This is a genomic window from Paramicrobacterium chengjingii (assembly GCF_011751765.2).
In the GTDB taxonomy this organism is placed as follows: domain Bacteria; phylum Actinomycetota; class Actinomycetes; order Actinomycetales; family Microbacteriaceae; genus Paramicrobacterium; species Paramicrobacterium chengjingii.
Genome location: NZ_CP061169.1, coordinates 2,526,135 through 2,545,144 on the forward strand (window position 1 = coordinate 2,526,135; position 19,010 = coordinate 2,545,144).

Annotated in this window: 16 protein-coding genes; 4 read left to right on the forward strand and 12 right to left on the reverse strand. The window is 62.7% G+C overall.

Annotated features, from left to right (window positions below):
• Positions 1 to 70: 70 nt before the first annotated feature.
• On the reverse strand, positions 71 to 1,318 hold the full coding sequence (locus tag HCR76_RS12285) for an aspartate aminotransferase family protein (RefSeq protein WP_166990838.1): 1,248 nt from the start codon (positions 1,316 to 1,318) through the stop codon (positions 71 to 73).
• Between the two features lie 118 nt (positions 1,319 to 1,436).
• Here HCR76_RS12285 and radA point away from each other — a divergent pair, with 118 nt between their 5' ends.
• Positions 1,437 to 2,795 (forward strand): DNA repair protein RadA, encoded by a 1,359-nt coding sequence (gene radA, locus HCR76_RS12290; RefSeq protein WP_166990841.1) that lies wholly within the window; start codon positions 1,437 to 1,439, stop codon positions 2,793 to 2,795.
• A 39-nt stretch (positions 2,796 to 2,834) separates the two neighbouring features.
• Here the strand turns inward: radA and HCR76_RS12295 are convergent, their stop codons facing one another.
• The 5 genes from HCR76_RS12295 to HCR76_RS12315 form a co-directional block, all read right to left on the reverse strand.
• Complete coding sequence (locus tag HCR76_RS12295) at positions 2,835 to 3,242, reverse strand: SseB family protein (RefSeq protein WP_166990844.1); 408 nt, start codon at positions 3,240 to 3,242, stop codon at positions 2,835 to 2,837.
• A 70-nt stretch (positions 3,243 to 3,312) separates the two neighbouring features.
• Entirely contained in the window at positions 3,313 to 3,951 is a 639-nt protein-coding gene (locus tag HCR76_RS12300) for a hypothetical protein (protein ID WP_166990847.1), read from the reverse strand.
• 148 nt (positions 3,952 to 4,099) lie between these two features.
• On the reverse strand, positions 4,100 to 6,598 hold the full coding sequence (locus tag HCR76_RS12305) for a bifunctional metallophosphatase/5'-nucleotidase (protein ID WP_244971387.1): 2,499 nt from the start codon (positions 6,596 to 6,598) through the stop codon (positions 4,100 to 4,102).
• A 69-nt stretch (positions 6,599 to 6,667) separates the two neighbouring features.
• On the reverse strand, positions 6,668 to 9,700 hold the full coding sequence (locus HCR76_RS12310; protein WP_166990853.1) for an ExeM/NucH family extracellular endonuclease: 3,033 nt from the start codon (positions 9,698 to 9,700) through the stop codon (positions 6,668 to 6,670).
• A gap of 284 nt (positions 9,701 to 9,984) precedes the next feature.
• Positions 9,985 to 10,488 (reverse strand): amino-acid N-acetyltransferase, encoded by a 504-nt coding sequence (locus HCR76_RS12315; RefSeq protein ID WP_166990855.1) that lies wholly within the window; start codon positions 10,486 to 10,488, stop codon positions 9,985 to 9,987.
• 119 nt (positions 10,489 to 10,607) lie between these two features.
• Between HCR76_RS12315 and HCR76_RS12320 the strand changes: the two genes are divergently transcribed.
• Entirely contained in the window at positions 10,608 to 11,534 is a 927-nt protein-coding gene (locus HCR76_RS12320; RefSeq protein WP_166990858.1) for a Ppx/GppA family phosphatase, read from the forward strand.
• A gap of 215 nt (positions 11,535 to 11,749) precedes the next feature.
• Here HCR76_RS12320 and HCR76_RS12325 read toward each other — a convergent pair whose 3' ends face one another.
• Positions 11,750 to 12,364, reverse strand: coding sequence for a VOC family protein (locus tag HCR76_RS12325; RefSeq protein WP_166990861.1), 615 nt, complete (start codon positions 12,362 to 12,364; stop codon positions 11,750 to 11,752).
• A 128-nt stretch (positions 12,365 to 12,492) separates the two neighbouring features.
• Complete coding sequence (locus HCR76_RS12330) at positions 12,493 to 15,030, reverse strand: ATP-dependent Clp protease ATP-binding subunit (RefSeq protein ID WP_166990864.1); 2,538 nt, start codon at positions 15,028 to 15,030, stop codon at positions 12,493 to 12,495.
• A gap of 212 nt (positions 15,031 to 15,242) precedes the next feature.
• On the opposite strand from HCR76_RS12330, the gene HCR76_RS12335 reads away from it, so the two are divergent.
• Both HCR76_RS12335 and HCR76_RS12340 read left to right on the forward strand, forming a co-directional pair.
• The gene (locus HCR76_RS12335; protein WP_166990866.1) at positions 15,243 to 15,908 is read left to right on the forward strand and encodes a hypothetical protein; all 666 of its coding nucleotides are present in this window, start codon (positions 15,243 to 15,245) and stop codon (positions 15,906 to 15,908) included.
• The gene (locus HCR76_RS12340) at positions 15,908 to 16,138 is read left to right on the forward strand and encodes a helix-turn-helix domain-containing protein (RefSeq protein WP_166990869.1); all 231 of its coding nucleotides are present in this window, start codon (positions 15,908 to 15,910) and stop codon (positions 16,136 to 16,138) included. Before HCR76_RS12335 ends, HCR76_RS12340 begins: the two co-directional genes overlap by 1 nt.
• A gap of 116 nt (positions 16,139 to 16,254) precedes the next feature.
• Here HCR76_RS12340 and HCR76_RS12345 read toward each other — a convergent pair whose 3' ends face one another.
• The 4 genes from HCR76_RS12345 to HCR76_RS12360 form a co-directional block, all read right to left on the reverse strand.
• A complete protein-coding gene (locus HCR76_RS12345; RefSeq protein WP_166990872.1) occupies positions 16,255 to 16,983 on the reverse strand; it encodes a ZIP family metal transporter in 729 nt (242 codons plus the stop codon).
• Positions 16,984 to 17,024: 41 nt separating this feature from the next.
• Positions 17,025 to 18,524, reverse strand: a complete 1,500-nt coding sequence (cls, locus tag HCR76_RS12350) for a cardiolipin synthase (RefSeq protein WP_166990875.1) — start codon at positions 18,522 to 18,524, stop codon at positions 17,025 to 17,027.
• Between the two features lie 106 nt (positions 18,525 to 18,630).
• The gene (locus HCR76_RS12355) at positions 18,631 to 18,816 is read right to left on the reverse strand and encodes a hypothetical protein (RefSeq protein ID WP_166990878.1); all 186 of its coding nucleotides are present in this window, start codon (positions 18,814 to 18,816) and stop codon (positions 18,631 to 18,633) included.
• Positions 18,817 to 18,863: 47 nt separating this feature from the next.
• Positions 18,864 to 19,010 (reverse strand): hypothetical protein, encoded by a 147-nt coding sequence (locus tag HCR76_RS12360; RefSeq protein ID WP_166990882.1) that lies wholly within the window; start codon positions 19,008 to 19,010, stop codon positions 18,864 to 18,866.

Sequence of the window (19,010 nt, forward strand, 5' to 3'; positions counted from 1 at the left end):
GTCAGACCACCTCATGTCTGGTTCGTATCGGTTGCAGTTCTCGATGTTCAATTGTGGTGAGACGAGTGGATCAGGCGGATGCTCGAACAGCGCTCGAGAGCGTGTCGAGCCCCTCTTGCAGGTCGTCGTCCGGTGTGGTGAGCGGCGGAATGAGCTTGAGCACTCGTCCCCCGCTGCCGCAGGCGCCGATCAGCATCCCGTGCTCGAAGCAGTACGCAACGGCCTTCTTGGCTATGCCTCCGTCTCCGACGTCGAGTGCTTGGATCATGCCGCGTCCGCGAACGTCGAAGTCGCGATCGGGGAACTCATCGGCAAGGCCCTGGAGGGCGACGCGCATGATGTCTCCCTTGCGCGCTACGTCGTTCATGAGCTCGTCGTCGTCGAAGTAGCTGAGCGCCACGGTGCCGGCGACGAATGAGAGTCCCTGCCCGCGGAACGTTCCGGTGTGCTCCCCCGGCGCCCAGTGCGCGTCGTGCTCTGGCTTGACGAGGTTCATCGCAAGTGGCGTGCCGTAGCCGCCGATGCCCTTGGCCAGGCACACGATGTCGGGGTCAAGCCCCAGTCCGTCGAAGCCAAAGTAGCTCCCGGTTCGACCGCATCCGACCTGAATGTCATCGATGATGAACAGCGCTCCCACATCGTGGGCGAGCTTCTGCACGGCCTGAAGCCACTCAGCGCTGGCGACATTGACGCCGCCCTCTGCTTGGATCACCTCGACGATGAATGCGGCTGGCGGGATGCGTCCGCTCGACGGGTCGTCGAGCTGCGCCCGATAGTCGTCTATCGCCTGCACGCCGCCGCCGGGTGCCGTGTCGAAGGGCTCACGCTCCACATAGTCGAGCGGAACGCCAGCAGCCTGACGGAAGAAGTCGTTGGCGGTGCACGCGAGAGAACCGAGCGTCATGCCGTGGAACCCGTGAGAGAACGCCACGACATTGCGTCGTCCCGTCACCCGCCGTGCAAGCTTGAGCGCGGCCTCGACCGCGTTCGACCCCGTCGGCCCCATGAACTGCATCTTGTGGGTCATGCCCCGCGGCTCAAGAATCGTCTGCCCGAAACGCTCGAGGAAGTCACGTTTCGTCGTCGTTGCCATATCGAGACTGTGGGCGACTCCATCCGCCTCGAGAAACTCGATCATGGCGCGCTTCATGCGCTCATTGTTATGGCCAAAGTTGAGGACGCCAGCGCCCCCAAAGAAGTCAACGTAGCTGCGACCAGCCTCGTCGACCTGCCGTGCGTTCGATGCCGAAGCAAAGACCGTCGGATACGTGCGGCTGTAGCCGCGAATCTCAGATTCCCACTTCTCGAATGCCTCCATACCTAACCTGTACCCCCTCGGAGACAGGGGTGTCAAGAGACGCGATGTCCCCCGTTTGGCCACGCCTTCACACGTGGCTGGCTCGGGGATGTCGGAACCGGCGGGTACCCTCGGATTCATGGCGAAAACCGTATCGGCGTACACGTGCACAGAGTGCGGCTGGCAGACCGCGAAATGGGTCGGACGCTGCGGCGAATGCCAGCAGTGGGGCACAGTCGTCGAGGCCGGACAGTCCAGCGGAATTCAGAAGCGCGTGACTGCCGTCTCCGTCACGAACGAGCGGGTCGCTCGCCCCATCACCGACGTCGCAACGTCGTCGATCTCCCATTGGCCGAGCGGCGTCAACGAGTTCGATCGGGTGCTCGGGGGCGGGCTCGTCCCTGGCGCCGCGATTCTGGTTTCCGGCGAACCGGGGGTCGGCAAATCGACGCTTCTTCTCGAGGTCGCCGCGCGCACCGCCCGAGCGAAGGCGCGCGTACTCTATGTGAGCGCCGAAGAGTCAGTAAGCCAGGTGAGGCTGCGAGCCGAGCGCACGGGTGCACTCGACGACAATCTGTTCATCGCTGCCGAGACCGACCTGTCGACGGTGCTCGGGCAGATTGAGTCGATCAATCCTGAGCTGCTGATCGTCGACTCCGTGCAGACGGTCGCCAGCAGCACGGTCGATGGGCTTCCCGGGCAGCCCAGCCAAGTGCGCGAGGTTGCCGCCGCGCTCATCCGCGTGGCGAAGGAGCGATCGCTGCCATTGCTGCTCGTGGGCCACGTCACGAAAGACGGCACGATCGCCGGGCCGCGGCTTCTCGAGCACCTCGTCGACGTCGTCTGCCAGTTTGAGGGCGACAGGCAGACCGCTCTGCGCTTCATTCGCGCACTGAAGAACCGCTTTGGCCCCACAGACGAGGTCGGATGCTTCGAAATGACCGGCTCAGGCATCGCCGAGGTTCCCGACCCGTCGAAACTCTTTCTCAGTCGCGGCGCGCCGGTTTCGGGAACGTGCGTCACCGTGGCGATGGAGGGGCGCCGAGCGCTTCCCGTTGAGATTCAGGCACTCGTCGTGCCGACTCCGGCCCCGAACGCTCGCAGGGTGACAAGCGGTGTCGATTCGAGCCGCGTGTCGATGCTGCTCGCCGTGCTTGAGAAGCGCGCGGGCGTGAAGCTTTCAGACTGCGACGTCTACGTCTCGACAGTCGGCGGTGTACGCCTCACAGAGCCCTCCGCCGACCTTGCGATCGCCGTCGCGATCGCATCGGCTCGCGGTGACTGGCCAGTCTCGCACTCGCTCGCCGCGTTTGGTGAGATCAGCCTCGCGGGCGAGATCCGCCCCGTTGTCGCGGCGAAGCAGCGCCGTGCGGAGGCAATGCGCCTCGGTTACTCAAACCTTCTCGATTCGGCCTCTGGCGGCATCCAAAATGCTCTTGCGCTGTCGAAGCGCTCTGGCGGGTCACTGCGCGACCGCGAGATCGACACGGCGTTTTGAGTCTGAGTGGAGTCAACCCTGTGCCAAGTCAACAGGGTCTCACTCGATCTCCAGATCGAGCACACGCATGATTTCGTCTGGCGCTGCCTGAAGCGGGTGCGGTCCTGCAATATCGAAAAAGACCGTCTCAATCGCCTCGCCATGCGTACGGAGGAACGTGTGCAGCCACAGGCCGTCCTGCAGGCCGACAAATGGCGGCAGCGACTCTGGCTTATTCTTCGCGTCTGAAAACAGCAGCAGAGCAAGCTTTCCGGTTTCGGGCTGCCGGAACGTCCACACCTCACCGGCATCCGTCGGTTTGTCTGACTGCCCCGGCTTCATGAGCGGCACCACCATGCGATCGTTGCGCAATGCGTAAGCGATGGCGGCCATGTCCTGCTTCTCGAGTGCGTCAGCCAGTGTCTGTGAGCGAAAGTCCGGCTGTTGATTCTTCTTGGGCTTGGCCATGCTTCCAGTCTGCCAGTTTCGACTGCGCAGAGTCAGCGCGGCGCGTGTGCGCGACCGGATACAGCGCTCGTCAATAGAGAGCGAACTGTGCGCTGTCTTTCGACTCGATACCCGCTACCGACGTTTTCAGATGATACGACGCACCGTCAGCAGGTACCGCATCTCGCTTCTCGGCGTCGCACGTGTCGGGGTTGCTCCGTGTGCGGTCCCACTCGATCGCCGGTTCAGAGGTCAGCGATTTGCCCGCCTCAATCGTGGTCTCGGCGTTCGTGGGCTCAACCTGGCAATCCGTCGACGTCCAGTAGGTGTCTTTGCCGCTTGTGATTGTGAAGACCTGCTGAGATGTGCCGACGTCGATTATGCACGCGACATCGCCAATGTTCGTGATGGTCAGCGACAACTTCGGTTTCTCCCCCGAGGCATACGTCGTCTTGTCCGTCTTCGCGACGATCTCGACGTTGTCTTTCGTGCACGCGACAGGTTCGCTCGAGGTCTTCTCTTCGGCCGCGGTCTCTTTCGGCGACGGCTTCGTCGTCTCTGACTGCGAAGCATTGTTCTTGGAGTCTTCGGCCCCAGACGAGGATCCGGGGCGCCAGACCAGCAAAACGATGATTGCAATGACCGCGATCAGCCCGGCAAGCACCCAGAGGCGCCGTTTAATGTAGACGCTGCGGGGCTGACGACCGCGAGGACCCTGATTCGTCGACATGCCCTTATGGTAGGTGTCTTAATCCCGGATGCTGTCGCGCCACGCGCGCGATGACACGCCTTTCATGCGTCAAATCAGCCACTGTGCGCACACACCGACGCGCGGAGGGAGCCGTGGCTCTCTCCGCGCGTCGGCACCGGACGGTCGTCTACGAGCGGTCAGTCACCTTGCGCGTACGATACCGGCTGATGCCGAACGCCGCACCGCCGAGGGCCATGAGGCCCAGAGCAATGAGTGCAAACGGCAGCAGTTCAGATGCTTCGGCTCCCGTGCGCGGCAGATCGTCTGACGCGTTGGTTCCACCTCCGGTCCCCTCGGCTGCCAAGATCATAATGTCCTGCCAGCCGATCACGTCACCGTTGGCGTCGAGAACGACGATGCGGTGCTCACCAGCGGCGACATCGCTCGGAATCGTCACTGTGACGGTTCCCTCGTCAGATACCTGCACCCAGCCGTCGGAGAGCTGGATCGGCGTGGAGTGCAGCCACACCGACACCCAGTCGCCTGCGCGGTCGGCGCCGACGTCGATGCTGATGGACTCGCCGGCCTTCGCCTCGTCGACCGTGGAGATTCCGCCTTCAGCGGCATCCGGAATGTCACTATCGTCGACGGGTGCCGGGTCTTCAGCGGGCTTCTCTGTTCCGGGTTCGTCCGGGTTCGTTCCGTCCGCCCCTGTCACCGTCACGGGAATCGTCACAACGGTTCCGTTCGTGTCGCCGGTGAGCGTCAGTGTGTAGTCTCCCGAGGCATCGGCAGGAACGTCGATCTGCACATTCGCTGCCCCATCAGTCACCGCCGCGGTTCCGATCGTCTCGCCATCGAGCGCGATCGTCAGACCGGTCTCAGCGGGAACGTTCAGCGAGGTCAGATCGAGCTTCGACAGTCCGAGCTCGAATGACGATCCTGCCTCGACAGCATCCGTCGGAAACCCCGTCACAGCCACGGCGCGCCGGTCATAGCTGGGCGAAACCGGAGTGTTTGCCGTGATGTAGTCCATCCAGGCGTCGCGATCGACGAGGCCGGAGTCCCTCGTGTCTCTCCCCTCCGTGAAGACGTGGAAGTTGTCTCCGCCGTCGAGCAAGAAGCTAAACGACCCAATGCGGTATTCGCGTGCCATGTCGAGCGGCTCACCGTTGACCGTAACCGAGGTGATGTGGTGGTCCATCTCGGCGTCGGCATCATAGGTGTACGTCACGTTGTTCGACAGACCGAGCTGCAGGTATGGTCGGCTCGGAATCTCGTTGTTCTCGTCGCGCTGCCACTGCTGCTCGAGCATCGTCTTCACCTGCTGGCCGGTGAGAGTCGTCGTCCAGAGGTTATTGACGAACGGCAAGATCGCGTTCGCCTCGGCCACCGTCACTTGGCCCGCGAGCATCTCTGCGCGCAGCCCGCCTGGGTTCACGACGCCAATCTCAGCGCCGCCCAGCTCGTCCGACTTGAGTGTGTCAAGCATGGCGTCGGCGACGAAGTTGCCAAGCGTCGACTCGCTCGAGCGGTCATCGCGCACCGTCTCACCCTTGTCGTTCACGTAGTACGCGGTGGTGATGTCAGCACTGGCATCTCCCAGGACGACGCTTCCCGTCTCTTCTGCCTCGGCGAGCGCCGCCTGCGTCGTGCCGTTGACATCAGAAACGCGTGGGAATTCGGCGATCAGCTCGTCACGGAGCGCCTTCTTGTTCGCGGCAGTCTCGTCGTCTGTCGTGCCCTCGGGAGCTTCCGCACGCGCGGTGTTTCCGATCTTTTCGACCGTCACATCACCCGACGCGTTGTCGTAGTTGAGCACAATTTGGCCGATATTCTCCCCGTAGCTTCCCGTCTGCACAATGGGTCGGCCCTCGTGCGACCACGCGTACTGCTTGTGCGTGTGCCCCGTGAAGATCGCGTCGACATTGTCATTCGTCACTGTGACAATGTCGGCGAACGCGCCTCCGGCGGCGATCTCGTCCTCGAGCGTCGCGCCCTCCGGCGTTCCCACCGAAGCGCCTTCGTGGTATTCGGCCACGATCACGTCGGCTTCGCCGTTGCTCTCGTCTTCGTCGCTCAACTGGTCAGCCACGCGATTCACGGCGTCGACGGGATCCCCGAAGTCGAGCCCCTCGATTCCCGACTTCGAGACCAGCGACGGCACCTCCTGTGTGACAGCACCGATGATGCCGACCCGTACGCCGTCAATCGTGACGATCGTGTACTCATCAAGAACCGGCGTCTCGGTGTTCTCCTTGTACACGTTTGCGCCGAGGTACGGAAACTCGGCTCTCTCGCTGATCCAACCCGTGAGATTGGCGAGGCCCGTATCAAACTCGTGATTGCCGACAGCCGAGGCCGCGAGTCCGAGGTTGTTCAGCACATCGATTGTCGGCTTGTCCTCCTGCGACGACGACGCGTAGTTCGACGCACCGATGTTGTCGCCTGCCGACAGAAATACCGAGTTGTCCGGGTACTCTGCCCGAAGTTTCTCGATCGTGCCGGCGAAGGTCACTGTGTTGTCATCGATGCGACCGTGAAAGTCGTTGATGTTGATGAGGTTGATCGTCGTCGATCCTTCATCGGCGGCGCTGGCCGAGAAGGCGGTGAGCGGGGCTAACGCGAGCCCTGCCAACGCGCCTATCGCGGACAGACGCCTCGTTCGGCGTGTGAGTGGCAACATGTCTCTCCTGTTTTCTTGGGGGTGCCCGGAGCGGGCGGTTCTCTGGCGAGCGAGCCCGCCGGGGATCATTCAGCTCATTCGGCGACGGCGAGCGACGAGCACAACTCCGCCAAGCGCCATGAGCAGAAGCGCGACGATCAGAAGCGGCAACGCCTCTGTTCCCGTCCAGGGCAGATCACCGGATGCTGTCGCACCGGCGTCCGTGACGGTGACGGCTTGCCAGCCGACGACGTCGCCGGACTCCGTGACGACGGCCACCCGGTGTTCGCCGAGCGGGGCCTCGGTAGGCACTGTCACAGTCACGGTTCCGTCGCCCGTCACCTCGACGTAGCCGTCGCTCAGCAGCACGGGATCGGAGTGCAGCCACACGGCCACGGCAGCGGAGATCTCGCCCTCTACCGTCACAGAGTACGTTTCACCTCGCACGAGGGTGCTGGAAACACTGATTCCGCCCTCGAGGTCGGCGGTCAGATCGGAGTCGTCGACGGGCACCGGCTCACCAGCATCCGCTCCTCCATCGTCGTCACCATCGTCTGTGCCATCGCCGTCACCGGCACTCGTGGCGATGCCGACGAGCATCGGGTCGTGGTCGCTCGCGCGATAGACGTCGGGAGCGTATAGGTCAGTGACGTTGTAGTTGTGGCGCGAGTACTCCAGCGCCACCGACTCGACGGAGTTGATGTTCCAGATGTCCTGCCCGGTCACCGTGGCATCAGCAGCTGGGGACGCGAAGATGTAGTCGAGCGAGCCGACGGCGCCCCCGTAGTTATAGGTGTACTCGCCCGTCTTTGCCCCCTGGTCCACGTAGCCGGCGTTCAGGATCGTGGTGATGGGATCTTCGGCGGCATACGAGTTGAAGTCGCCGACGAGAAACACCTTGTCTGTGTCATGGCGCGCGGCAAACTCGTCGGCGAAGGCTACAAGAGCCTCGGCCTGCCGAGTGCGGTCGCCGTTGAAGCCGCCGACACCCTCGCCGTTGTCGCAGTTCTCGTCGTCATCGTCTTTGCCCGTGCATTCCTCGGCACTGCCCTTCGACTTGAGGTGGTTTGAGACCACGACGAACGTATCGTCGGCATCACCGCCCGCCGGCTTGAACGCCTGGGCGTCCGGCTCGCGGGCGTTGTCGAACGCGTCAGAGCCGATGAGAATCTGCGCATCGCCGACGAGCTCGACGGTGGCCGGCTTGTAGATGAACGCCGTGCGAATGACGTCTTCGTTCTTCGGCAGTGCCTTCGGTGACGGCACGAATGCCCAGATGCCTGAGCCAGCCGCGTCGTTCAGCGCGTCAACGAGCACACCGAGTGCGTCGTCACGATCGTCCTTACCTGCAGCGAGCGAGTTCTCAATCTCCTCAAGCGATACCACGTCGGCGTCGAGCGCGTTGATCGCCACGACGATCTTCGCCTGCTGTCGCTCGAGGTTCTGCTGCGAAGCTGCTCCACGCACCTGACAGCCCGCTGCGCTCGAGTCCCGCACTGTGATCGGGTTGCCGTCACGGTCGGTGTAATACGTGCACCCGGAGCGCTGATCGCCGGTCGTCGCGAAGTAGTTGAGTACGTTGAATGTGCCGAGCTTCACGTCGCCGCCTACATCCTGTGGGGCCGCTTCCCGCGTATTCTCAAACGTGACAGGCTGCTCCGTGTCGCCCGTCACCACGTGTGTCGGCTGAAATTTCCAAACGCTGAACCGATAATCAAGCACAACCGAGTCGGTGAACGTCACCGCGGCTCCTACCCGCACGGGGTTTTCCAGCGAGAGATACGGAAGCGGCGTGTTTGAATTTGACGAGTTCGTGTAATCGACGGTCGACGCGTCGTCGAGCGTCACGGCCTCGGCCTCGGCACGCGCGACCTCTGCGTCGTATGCCGGTGTACCGGGCAGACCCTTCACCGTCGGGTTCACGAGCGGAGTCGTGGATGCCGCAAGGGCGATCTCGCCGTAGCGGTTCGCTTCGTACACTTCCGTCACCGTGTAGCCACTCTGCGGCGCGATGAGCATTCCCTCAAACAGCTCACGCCCGGCATCGGTGTCGGGAAACGTGATTGTCGCGGGCTCAGGGGCGACGGCATCCGAGTTCTCGTCGACGGTGATGTCGTTGTCGCTCGTCACGCGAATCTGCGTCAGTCCGTAATACTCGTCAACGATGCCGTTGACGGTGACGGCGTCGCCGATCTCGACGGTGACAGGAATCGTGTCTGTGTAGACGAATATGCCGTCTGAGGCGGTGTGCGAGGCAGCGTCAACGTCGCCACCTGTGCCCGCTGTCTGCAGGTAGAAGCCATCGAACCCACCCGTGGGATATGCCGCGGTTACGACGCCGGTCGTGGTTGCCGCTTCTTTCTTGACGGGGCTCTCCCAGCTGTCGCCCTGAATCTCGGCAATCGACAGCTCCTGGCTCGGCCCCGTCGGCTCCTCGCCGCCCTGCTCGGCGTCGTCTTCGCCGACCGTGATGTCACCGGTGCCCTGCGGCGTGATCTCGGCGGTGAGCGTGAAGTCGTCTGTGTTGTTATCGCTGTCGACGCCACCCGTGCGCACGTTCGAGCGCACGTCTTGGTTACTGCCGGGCGGCACAGCCGCTTCGCCCTCGAAAGTGTTTGACGACCCGTAGCCCAGGGCATCGACGATGCCTTCTGTTCCCGCGATGTCACCGACGGCAGGCGAGACCTTCTCGGTGCCATCAACGAGCAGCAGCGTGCCCTTCGTGCCGCTCGGATCCAGTGAGCCCTCGGCAGCGACGTTGACGCCCGTCATCGCGTCGCCAGTATCGCCGTTGCTTCCGCCCGTGACAAGGTAGTACCCCTGCGCGTCGATCTCACCTGTCAGCTCAACGAGGTTGCTGGTTGCACCATCGCCCGTCGCCGAGCGGTATTGCAGAGACATGCCGTCGAGCGCGATCGCGGCATCCGTGGGGTTGTAGAGCTCCACGAACTTGTGGTCATAGATCGCTCCCGCGCTGCCGCCCGAGAGATACGCCTCGTTGATCACCACCCCGGAGCCATCGGGCGCCGCCGTCGCCGGGAGTGCGGCAAGCGGAGCACATGCAAGCCCTAAAAGAGCGGATGCGGCCAGAATCACGCGTCGCTGCCGGGTGGGTTTTGTCACAGAAGGCTCTCCTTGCCACAGTGTTGCGGCGCGCCCTCAAGCGGGCGCGCCGATGCGCCTCAATTTCGCAACGTCGTGCGTGGCGCCATCGCCACGGTAGAAGTTGCGGGTGTCGTTCTCACAGCAGGCTGGTAAACAACTGACTACAAGCTACGGGCACGCACCGACATTCCGACATTGATCACGCACATGCGCAGGGCAATGCAACTGTTGTGCTCACATGAGCACGCCGGTGTGCATGTGTGTGGCGGAGCACCGTGACGCCAGACGATTGTGGTCGCGCGTCAGAGAACGCGCAGCATGCGGGTGTTGCCGAGAGTGTTCGGCTTGACGCGAGCAAGGTCGAGAAACTCAGCGACGCCTTCATCGGTCGAGCGAACAAGCTCCGCATATACGTCGGGGTCGACGATGCCTTCACCGATGGGTGCGTATCCGTGGCGAGTGAAGAAATCCACTTCGAAGGTGAGACAGAACAGGCGAATCAGGCCGAGAGCTCGAGCATCTTCTTGCAGCTGATTGAGTAGTGCATGGCCAACTCCGGTGCCTAACCAGGGCTGCGCCACAGCGAGCGTGCGCACCTCTCCGAGGTCTTCCCACATCACGTGCAAAGCGCCGCAGCCGATCACTTCGCCGTCGTCGGTCTCGGCGACGCGAAACTCTTGTACCGCTTCGTAGAACACCACGCGATCTTTGCCGAGCAGAATGCGCTCTTGCACCAGCGGTTCGATGAGCTGCTGAATACGCGGAACGTCGGCCGTCGTCGCCCACCGCACGTTGACCTGGCTCATCAGATCGCTCTCCACTCCCCGGAGAACCACGACCCCGGTCGGCAGAAATCCTATCGCCGCCTGCCTGCAAGCCTCGTGAGCGGCACGCATCGAGACGTAAGTCACGCTATCGTTCTCGTATGCGCCTCGGGGTTCTCGACGTCGGTTCCAACACCGTCCACCTGCTGATCGTCGATGCCCATCCCGGCGCACACCCACAGCCGATGGCGAGCCACAAATCGGTTCTGCGCCTCATGCGATACCTCGCGCCCGACGGATCGATCACCGACGAGGGCGTCGATGCCATCGTCTCCGCCGTCTCGGGTGCCGTCGAGCTCGCCGATCGCAGCAACCTCGACAACTTCCTCCCCATGGCCACTTCGGCCATCCGCGAGGCAAAGAACGGTCCCGAGGTGCTCAGTCTCGTGACCGAACAGACCGGCGTGGAGCTGCAGGTGCTCTCGGGCGAAGACGAGGCGAAGCTCACATTCCTCGCCGTGCGCCGCTGGTACGGGTGGTCTGCGGGAAACATCCTGCTCTTCGACATCGGCGGCGGCTCGCTCGAACTGTCGATGGGGCAAGACGAATATCCCTCGATCGGCATGAGCGTTCCACTCGGAGCGGGCCGTTCGACGATCTCCTTCCTGCAAGATGACCCGCCGTCGCTCGACCAGCAGACTGCTCTGCGCGAGCACGCCCGCGGCATCCTCGAGCAGGCTCGCGATGAGTTCGCAGAACTGCCTCCGCCCTCACACGTCGTCGGGTCGTCAAAGACCATCCGCTCGCTTGCACGCTTGGCCGGGTCGGTGCGAGATGGCGTCGGAGACAGCGATCGGATGCTGTTGCGGCGCAGTCAGCTCGACGACTGGGTTCCGCGACTCGCGCGCCTGCCCGCCGCATCCCGCCCCGAGCTTCCCGGCATCACCCTCGATCGCACATTCCAGATCGTGGCGGGCGGCATCGTGCTGTCTGAGACGATGCGGGCGTTTGATGTGAAGGAGCTCGACGTCTCGCCGTGGGCGATGCGCGAGGGCGTGCTGTTGCGCTACCTCGACCACCTGGACTGACCTTCTGCCGCTGTCGAATAACGGGACGTGAACGTGCCGGAGTTCTTGAGTGCCACGACGACCTTGCCGTCAGCGTTCGCCGAATCGGGTGTCGTTACCATTGCCGTTCTCCCCTGAATACGTTGATTGAGTGAATTATCCGTTGAGGTTTCGAGTTGACGGTGCGCCTCAGTCAGCGCCCGCTGCCAGAGCGGATGGCACATGGCTCGCCTCCGTCAGATCCAGGTGAAGCCGTCGGGATCGGTGAAGGCCCCCCGCTCGTTTCCGAAGGCGATTCGGTGCGCCCCGCTCCCCTCCTCCGGCACGCCAGCGTCCTTCGCCAGCGCCGAGCGCTTGTAGAGTCCCAGCTTGATCGTGCCGGGACGGGTCTCAAATTCGACGTAGCTGCCGAAGCTCTTTCCCGGGGTGAAACCCTGTTCGGAGTAGAAGCGTTTGCTTGCGGGCACATTGGATGCTGCGAGCAGCACGACGACATCGTCGATGCGTGAGCTCGCCGGCTCCGTGTTCTTCTTCTTCGACGTTGCCACCTTCACGATGGTTCCGTCTGGGGCCTTGACCGTCCCGCCGAATCCCCAGAGGTTCTTCGCGGCAGGCTTGATCACTGTGGCACCGGCGTCGATGGCGGCATCCAGCAGCACCCCGGCGTTAGCCGGTTGCGAAACGATGAGCGAGATCGTGAATCCACGGAATCCCTCAGAATGCTCCGCTGACTGACGGAACTCCAGTTGTGAGCCCAGGTCGAATGCTGCGTAGAACCGCTCGGCGTCCGCGATATCGGGAACCTCGAGCGTGATGGACGTGAGTGCGTTGGGTGCTGTTGTCGTGTTCATGCTTCAACGCTAGATGCGGGCAGAATCCACTACTTCTCGATTCCTGATCGATCATCGCGAGCGCCGGCTCCACGCACGAAGCGGGGCCGCTGACAGTGTCAACGGCCCCGCATTCTACGCTCGTATGGCTACTCGCCCGAGTTGTCGGTGATGGCCAAGTCTGGCGTTATGCCGCCGGTGCCGAGCGAGGCATTGGCGTTGATTCCTGCCCCGATGGACTCCTCGCGCTGTGTCGTCGTGAAGATGAACTTGCCCTTGTCGAAGTCGACGTGCACGTGGTCGCCCGGGTTGAGTTCGCCGTGCAGAATCTTCTCGCTGAGCTCGTCTTCTACCTCGCTCTGCATTGCTCGACGCAGCGGCCGCGCGCCGAGAGCCGGGTCGAAGCCGACATCGATGAGGCGCTCCTTCGCAGGAATGGTGAGCTCCACGGTCATGTCGCGATCCAGCATCCGCTCGGCGAGACGCTTCGTGAACAGATCGACGATCTGCAGAAGCTCCGGCTTGGACAGCTGAGGGAACACGATCGTGTCGTCCACACGGTTGAGGAACTCGGGCTTGAAGTGCTTCTTGAGCTCTTCGTTCACCTTCGCCTTCATCGTCTCGTAGTTGCTCGCCGTGTCGCCCTCAACCTGGAAGCCGACAGGTCCGCCCGCGATTCCCTTCGAACCGAGGTTCGTGGTCATGATGATCACTGTGTTCTTGAAGTCGATGAGACGACCCTGACCATCGGTCAGGCGTCCCTCTTCCAGAACCTGCAGAAGCGAGTTGAAGATGTCGGGGTGCGCCTTCTCGATCTCGTCGAAAAGCACAACGCTGAACGGCTTGCGCCGCACCTTCTCTGTGAGCTGGCCACCCTCTTCGAACCCGACAAACCCGGGAGGGGCGCCGAACAGCCGCGAGACCGTGTGCTTCTCTCCGTACTCGCTCATGTCGAGTGAGATGAGGGCGTCTTCGTCGTCGAACAAGAACTCGGCGAGCGCCTTGGCGAGCTCGGTCTTTCCGACGCCGGTCGGGCCAGCGAAGATGAACGAACCGCTCGGACGCTTGGGGTCCTTGAGTCCGGCGCGCGTGCGGCGAATGGTGCGCGCAAGAGCGTTGATCGCCTCGTTCTGCCCAATGACACGCTCGTGCAGTGCCTTCTCCATGAAGACGAGTCGACTGGACTCCTCCTCGGTAAGTTTGAAGACGGGGATGCCCGTGGCCTGAGCGAGCACCTCGGCGATGAGTCCTTCATCAACCGTTGCTGTCGCCTTGACCTCGCCGCTTCGCCACTGCTTCTCGAGGCGCAGACGCTCGGCGAGCAGGTTCTTCTCCTCGTCGCGCAGGCTCGCTGCCTTCTCAAAGTCCTGGTCTTCGATCGCCGCTTCCTTGTTGTGGCGAACGCCCGAGATCTTCTCATCGAACTCGCGCAGCTCAGGCGGGCTCGAGAGAATCGACAGGCGAAGGCGCGCGCCAGCCTCATCGATCAGGTCGATCGCCTTGTCCGGAAGGAAGCGATCGGCGACGTAGCGATCCGAAAGGTTCGCTGCGGCAACGAGAGCGCCGTCGGTAATGGACACCTTGTGGTGAGCCTCGTAGCGGTCACGCAGACCCTTGAGAATGTTGATGGTGTGCGGAAGCGACGGCTGGTCCACCTGAATCGGCTGGAAGCGACGTTCGAGCGCAGCATCCTTCTCGAAGTGCTTGCGGTACTCGTCGATCGTCGTCGCTCCGATCGTCTGCAGTTCGCCACGAGCGAGAAGGGGCTTCAGGATGCTGGCGGCGTCGATCGCGCCTTCAGCGGCACCGGCACCAACCAGCGTGTGGATCTCGTCGATGAAGACGATGATGTCTCCGCGCGTGCGGATCTCTTTCGTCACCTTCTTGAGACGCTCTTCGAAGTCACCGCGGTAGCGGCTTCCGGCGATCAGCGATCCGAGGTCGAGGGAGTAGACCTGCTTATCCTTCAGCGTCTCGGGAACTTCGCCCTTGACGATTGACTGGGCGAGGCCCTCGACGACGGCTGTCTTGCCGACGCCGGGCTCACCGATCAGCACGGGGTTGTTCTTGGAACGCCGAGACAGGATCTGCATGACCCGCTCGATCTCTTTCTCGCGCCCGATCACCGGGTCAAGTTTGTTGTCGCGAGCTGCCTGAGTGAGGTTGCGACCGAACTGGTCGAGCACCTGAGACCCGCCCTGCGGGGCAGCCTCATTTGCGCCGGCTCCGACGGACGCCGATTCCTTGCCCTGGTAGCCCGAAAGCAGCTGGATGACCTGCTGGCGAACGCGGTTGAGGTCGGCGCCGAGCTTCACAAGCACCTGCGCAGCAACGCCTTCGCCTTCGCGAATCAGGCCGAGCAGAATGTGCTCGGTTCCGATGTAGTTGTGGCCGAGCTGCAGCGCCTCACGCAAACTGAGCTCGAGAACCTTTTTGGCACGCGGCGTGAACGGGATGTGTCCCGTCGGCGGCTGCTGGCCGGTTCCGATGATGTCGGTCACCTGCTCACGCACAGCGTCGAGCGAGATTCCCATAGACTCAAGCGCCTTTGCGGCGACGCCCTCGCCCTCGTGGATGAGACCGAGCAGAATGTGCTCGGTTCCGATGTAGTTGTGGTTCAGCATCTTGGCCTCTTCTTGGGCCAGGACGACGACGCGACGAGCGCGGTCGGTGAATCTCTCGAACATCTTCACTCCTTTCGACACCTCGGGCTTAAGTGGTGTCGATACAGACAGCGTAACGAGCATTTGCCCCTCTCTACCCCCCTGTTCGCCCACGGCGTGACAGTTGGCGAGGCCTCGCGGCCAACGGGCGCACCGCATTCTGCGCGCAGTTGACAGAGATAACGACAATCGATATGTTAACGATTATCGGTAATAACGATCTTCGATAAGGACAGATGATGACGGATGCTGGCACGCAGCCCACCGCGACCACACAGCGCTCGCGAACCGAGCGTCTCGAGCGCTACCTTCTGCAGGTGATCGCCACCGGCGCCGTGATGTTCAGCATCATCGGTGCCTGGGCTGCCATCACCCGAGCGATCTACATTCTCACGTCGCCCACCGTGCGTGTTGATGGTATGACGTCAGCGGCAGACCGTGCCGATCTCGTCGCCGAGTTCGGCTCGGTGTCTGACGCTGCATCCGTCACCGCTAACGTCACGGTCTCCGGGCTTCCGACCGGTGCCCGCTGGTGGCTCGTCGCAGCAGACGCCTTGCCTGTGCTCACGGGCTTTGGAGTGGCTGCCGTGATCATCGTGTTCATCGTCAGCGTGCTGAAGGGGCGCCCGTTCGGCACGATGACCCTGTGGGGCCTCGTCGCCTACGCCGCGCTCGCCCTCATCGGCGATTGGGGGCACGGTGTGCTCACGGCGATCGCGCACAGCGAAGTCGCCTCGTATCTGGGTGGCTCGGCAGCATCCGGTGTTTCGACTGACGATGTTTTCTTTCTGTCGCTCGACATCTCGATGACGCCGCTGGTGTGGGCTATCGCCCTCGCGGTCATCGCCGCGGCGTTCGAGATCGGCCGCCGCATGCAACGTGACACGGAAGGGCTCGTCTGATGGCGCCGCGCGAACCAGACGATGAGCCGAGCGGCATCCACTGTCGACTCGACGAGCTGCTCGCCGAACGCGGCATGACCCTCACTCAGCTGAGCGAGGGCGTGGGCGTGAGCATCGTGAACCTCTCTGTGCTGAAGAACGATCGCGCCAAGGCGATCCGGTTCTCGACACTCGTCGCCATCTGCGATGCCCTGCAGTGCTCCCCCGGCGACATTCTTGTGCGCGCCTGAGCGGCTCACGCCGCGCGCGACCTGGCTTTGTGCATCCCGACGGACAATGTGCATGGGCACACCTCTGCACTATGTCCGTAAGTCTGCACAATGCGCCCGCGTGGGCGCAGCGCGGCTCAGCCGAGCTGGTGAATGCCGAACGCCGAAAAGAATCCCACGACGGCGACAAGGCCGGTGAACGACTTCGCATCATCGAAGGCTTCAGGGATCATCGTGTCGCAGATCATCGCCAGAATCGCGCCAGCCGCCACAGCGCTCACAGACGCCGTCAGTTCGACGGGCGCACCCTGCAGCAGAGCAAAACCACCGAACGCCGAGAGTGCGCACGCCACTGTCGTGATGCCCCACAGACCAAAGACGTACACGGCAGAACGGCGCTCGAGTTTGAGGTCGGCAGTCGCCGAGAGCCCCTCGGGAAAGTTGGAGATCACGATGGCGGCAAGAATCGGGATGCTGAGCTGGCCGCCGCCCACGAGGCTGAGGCCGAGCACTGCAGTCTCGGGGATGCCGTCGAGCAGCGCACCGACGACGATTCCCGTTCCGCTTCCTTTCGAGTCGGCTGTGCCTTTGCGATTGCGCGCGCCTCGAGCATCCAGAAGCAGGTTAATTCCGACGTAGACGACCGCCCCGGCGAGAAATCCGAACATCGTCGGCCAGAAGCCGCCCGAGGCCGCAGCTTCGGCGATCAGGTCGAACGAGAGGGCAGAGATGAGCACGCCGGAGCCGAACGCCATCACCGTAGCGACGACGCGCTTCGGCACCCGCACGAACCAGGCGACAGCCGCCCCAATGACGAGAGCAAGCCCCGAGACGAACCCCGAGAACAGCGCCAGTGCCCAATCCATACCTCAACACTAGCGAGCGCAGCTCGTCGCGACGGTGTTGGCTACTGAAGCGCAGAGCTGAGGCGCGCGAGGTTGTCGAGCACCGTTGAGCGCAAGGGCTGCTTCATCCATTCGTCAAGCGTCAGTTCACGACTTCTGCGGCGATAGTGATCCTCGATCGCCCGCATGTCTTTCACGAACGTCTCCCCGCGCACCAGGAGCGAGATCTCGAGGTTGAGTCCGAACGAGCGCATATCCATGTTGCTCGAGCCGAGCACCGCCACCTCATCATCGATCGTGAAGTGCTTGGCGTGCAGAATGTACGGCTTGGGGTAGAGGAAGATGCGCACTCCGGCACGTAGGAGAGCCTCGTAATAGGAGCGTTGTGCATGGTAGACCAACGCCTGATCGCCGATCTCCGACACAAACAGGTCGACGGGGACTCCCCGCTGCACCGCTGTCGTCACGGCGAACAGCAGGGACTCGTCCGGCACAAAATAGGGGCTCGTGATCACGATGCGCTTCTGCGCAGCCCAGAGAAGTCCGAGGAACAGTCGTAGGTTGTTCTCGCCTTCGAATCCCGGCCCCGAGGGCACGACCTGGCACGCGAGCCCACCCGGACGCTCGTCTTGCGTGACGTCGCCTTCCCCGCGAGGATCGTTGCCGTCAGTAAGCAGATCATCTGTCTCGCTGTACCAGTCGGTGAGGAAAATCGCGTTGATCGCTCCAACGACCGGGCCGCGAACCCGCGCCTGCAGCTCCTGCCACTTGAGGCCGCGCTCGATGTTCTTGCGCTTGTTGTAGCTGCGGTCGATGATGTTCTGCGAGCCGATCCACCCGATGCTGCCGTCAACGACGAGGAGCTTGCGGTGGTTGCGCAGGTCGGGCCGCTGCCATTTCCATTTCAGGGGGTCGAGCGGCAGCATCCGGTGCCAGTCGGCGCCCATCTCGGTCAGTCGGCGCGTCATCGCGTGATACCCGGGTGTGCGAAACGACGCCACGTGGTCGAAGAGCACGCGCACGGGAACTCCTCGTTTCACAGCGCGCTCAAGTGCGTCGAAGAACGGGCGTGTCGTGTCGTCTTGGCACAGAATATAGAACTCGACGTGCACCCACGATGTCGCGGCCTCAATATCGTCGATCATGCTCTGGAGGCTCGACGCGTAGCCGTGATCAAGCTCGGCACTGTTTCCACCGAGCATCGGGAAGCCGCCGAGGTTCTGGTTGAGGTATGCGAGCGACGGCAGCCAGTCAGGCTGCGCTGCAAGGCTCTCATCGTGCGGCAGCTCGGCCACGACCGTTGCGATATACGAGTTGATGTCGTCTTGACGTTTGCGCCTCTGCCGCGGCAGCTTCGGGTTGCCAATAAGGAGAAACAGCAGGATGCCGAGGAACGGGATGAAGAAGATGGCGAGAAGCCAGGCCATACCTGCCGTAGGCAGACGGTTGCGTGGAACGTAGATGACGGCGAACACACGCACCGCGAGGTCGATCGTAAAGAGCACGATCGCCCACAGCCCAATGCTGATGCCGAAGATCTCGAAGATCGGCTCGTCGATCATTCGATCTGCTCGCTGGTCCGCGGCGCGCTGACGTGCTCACCCATGAGGCCGATGCTATCGGCCTCTGCTTGATCAGGAGCCGCGGCGTGCCGTCACCGGCGAGTGATCAGTGGTTGGAGGATGTGGGAGGAAGACCGCGGCGGATGCGCTCCTCCGACTCGATGTCGGCGTAGACACGACGTTCGTTGCGGTCGGCGCGAAAGATCGAACGCAGAACGAAGTAGAACAGCGCGAACAGCAGGAGCGTCGGGGTAATCGACCATGCCGCGTTCAGCCAGAAGTCCTCAATCATGATTTCTCAATCATACCCCGAGTCTCCTCGTGATTGACTCTCGTTGGTCAACCTCCGGTGACGATTCCCCAGACACCGGTACCAATCAGGTAGATGCCGACTCCCGCGCCGACGATCCACAGAACAACACGGTTTCTCGACGGCTCGTTCTGGCGCTTGGGGTCGAGCTCGTCTTTCGGCAGGTAGTCGTTCAT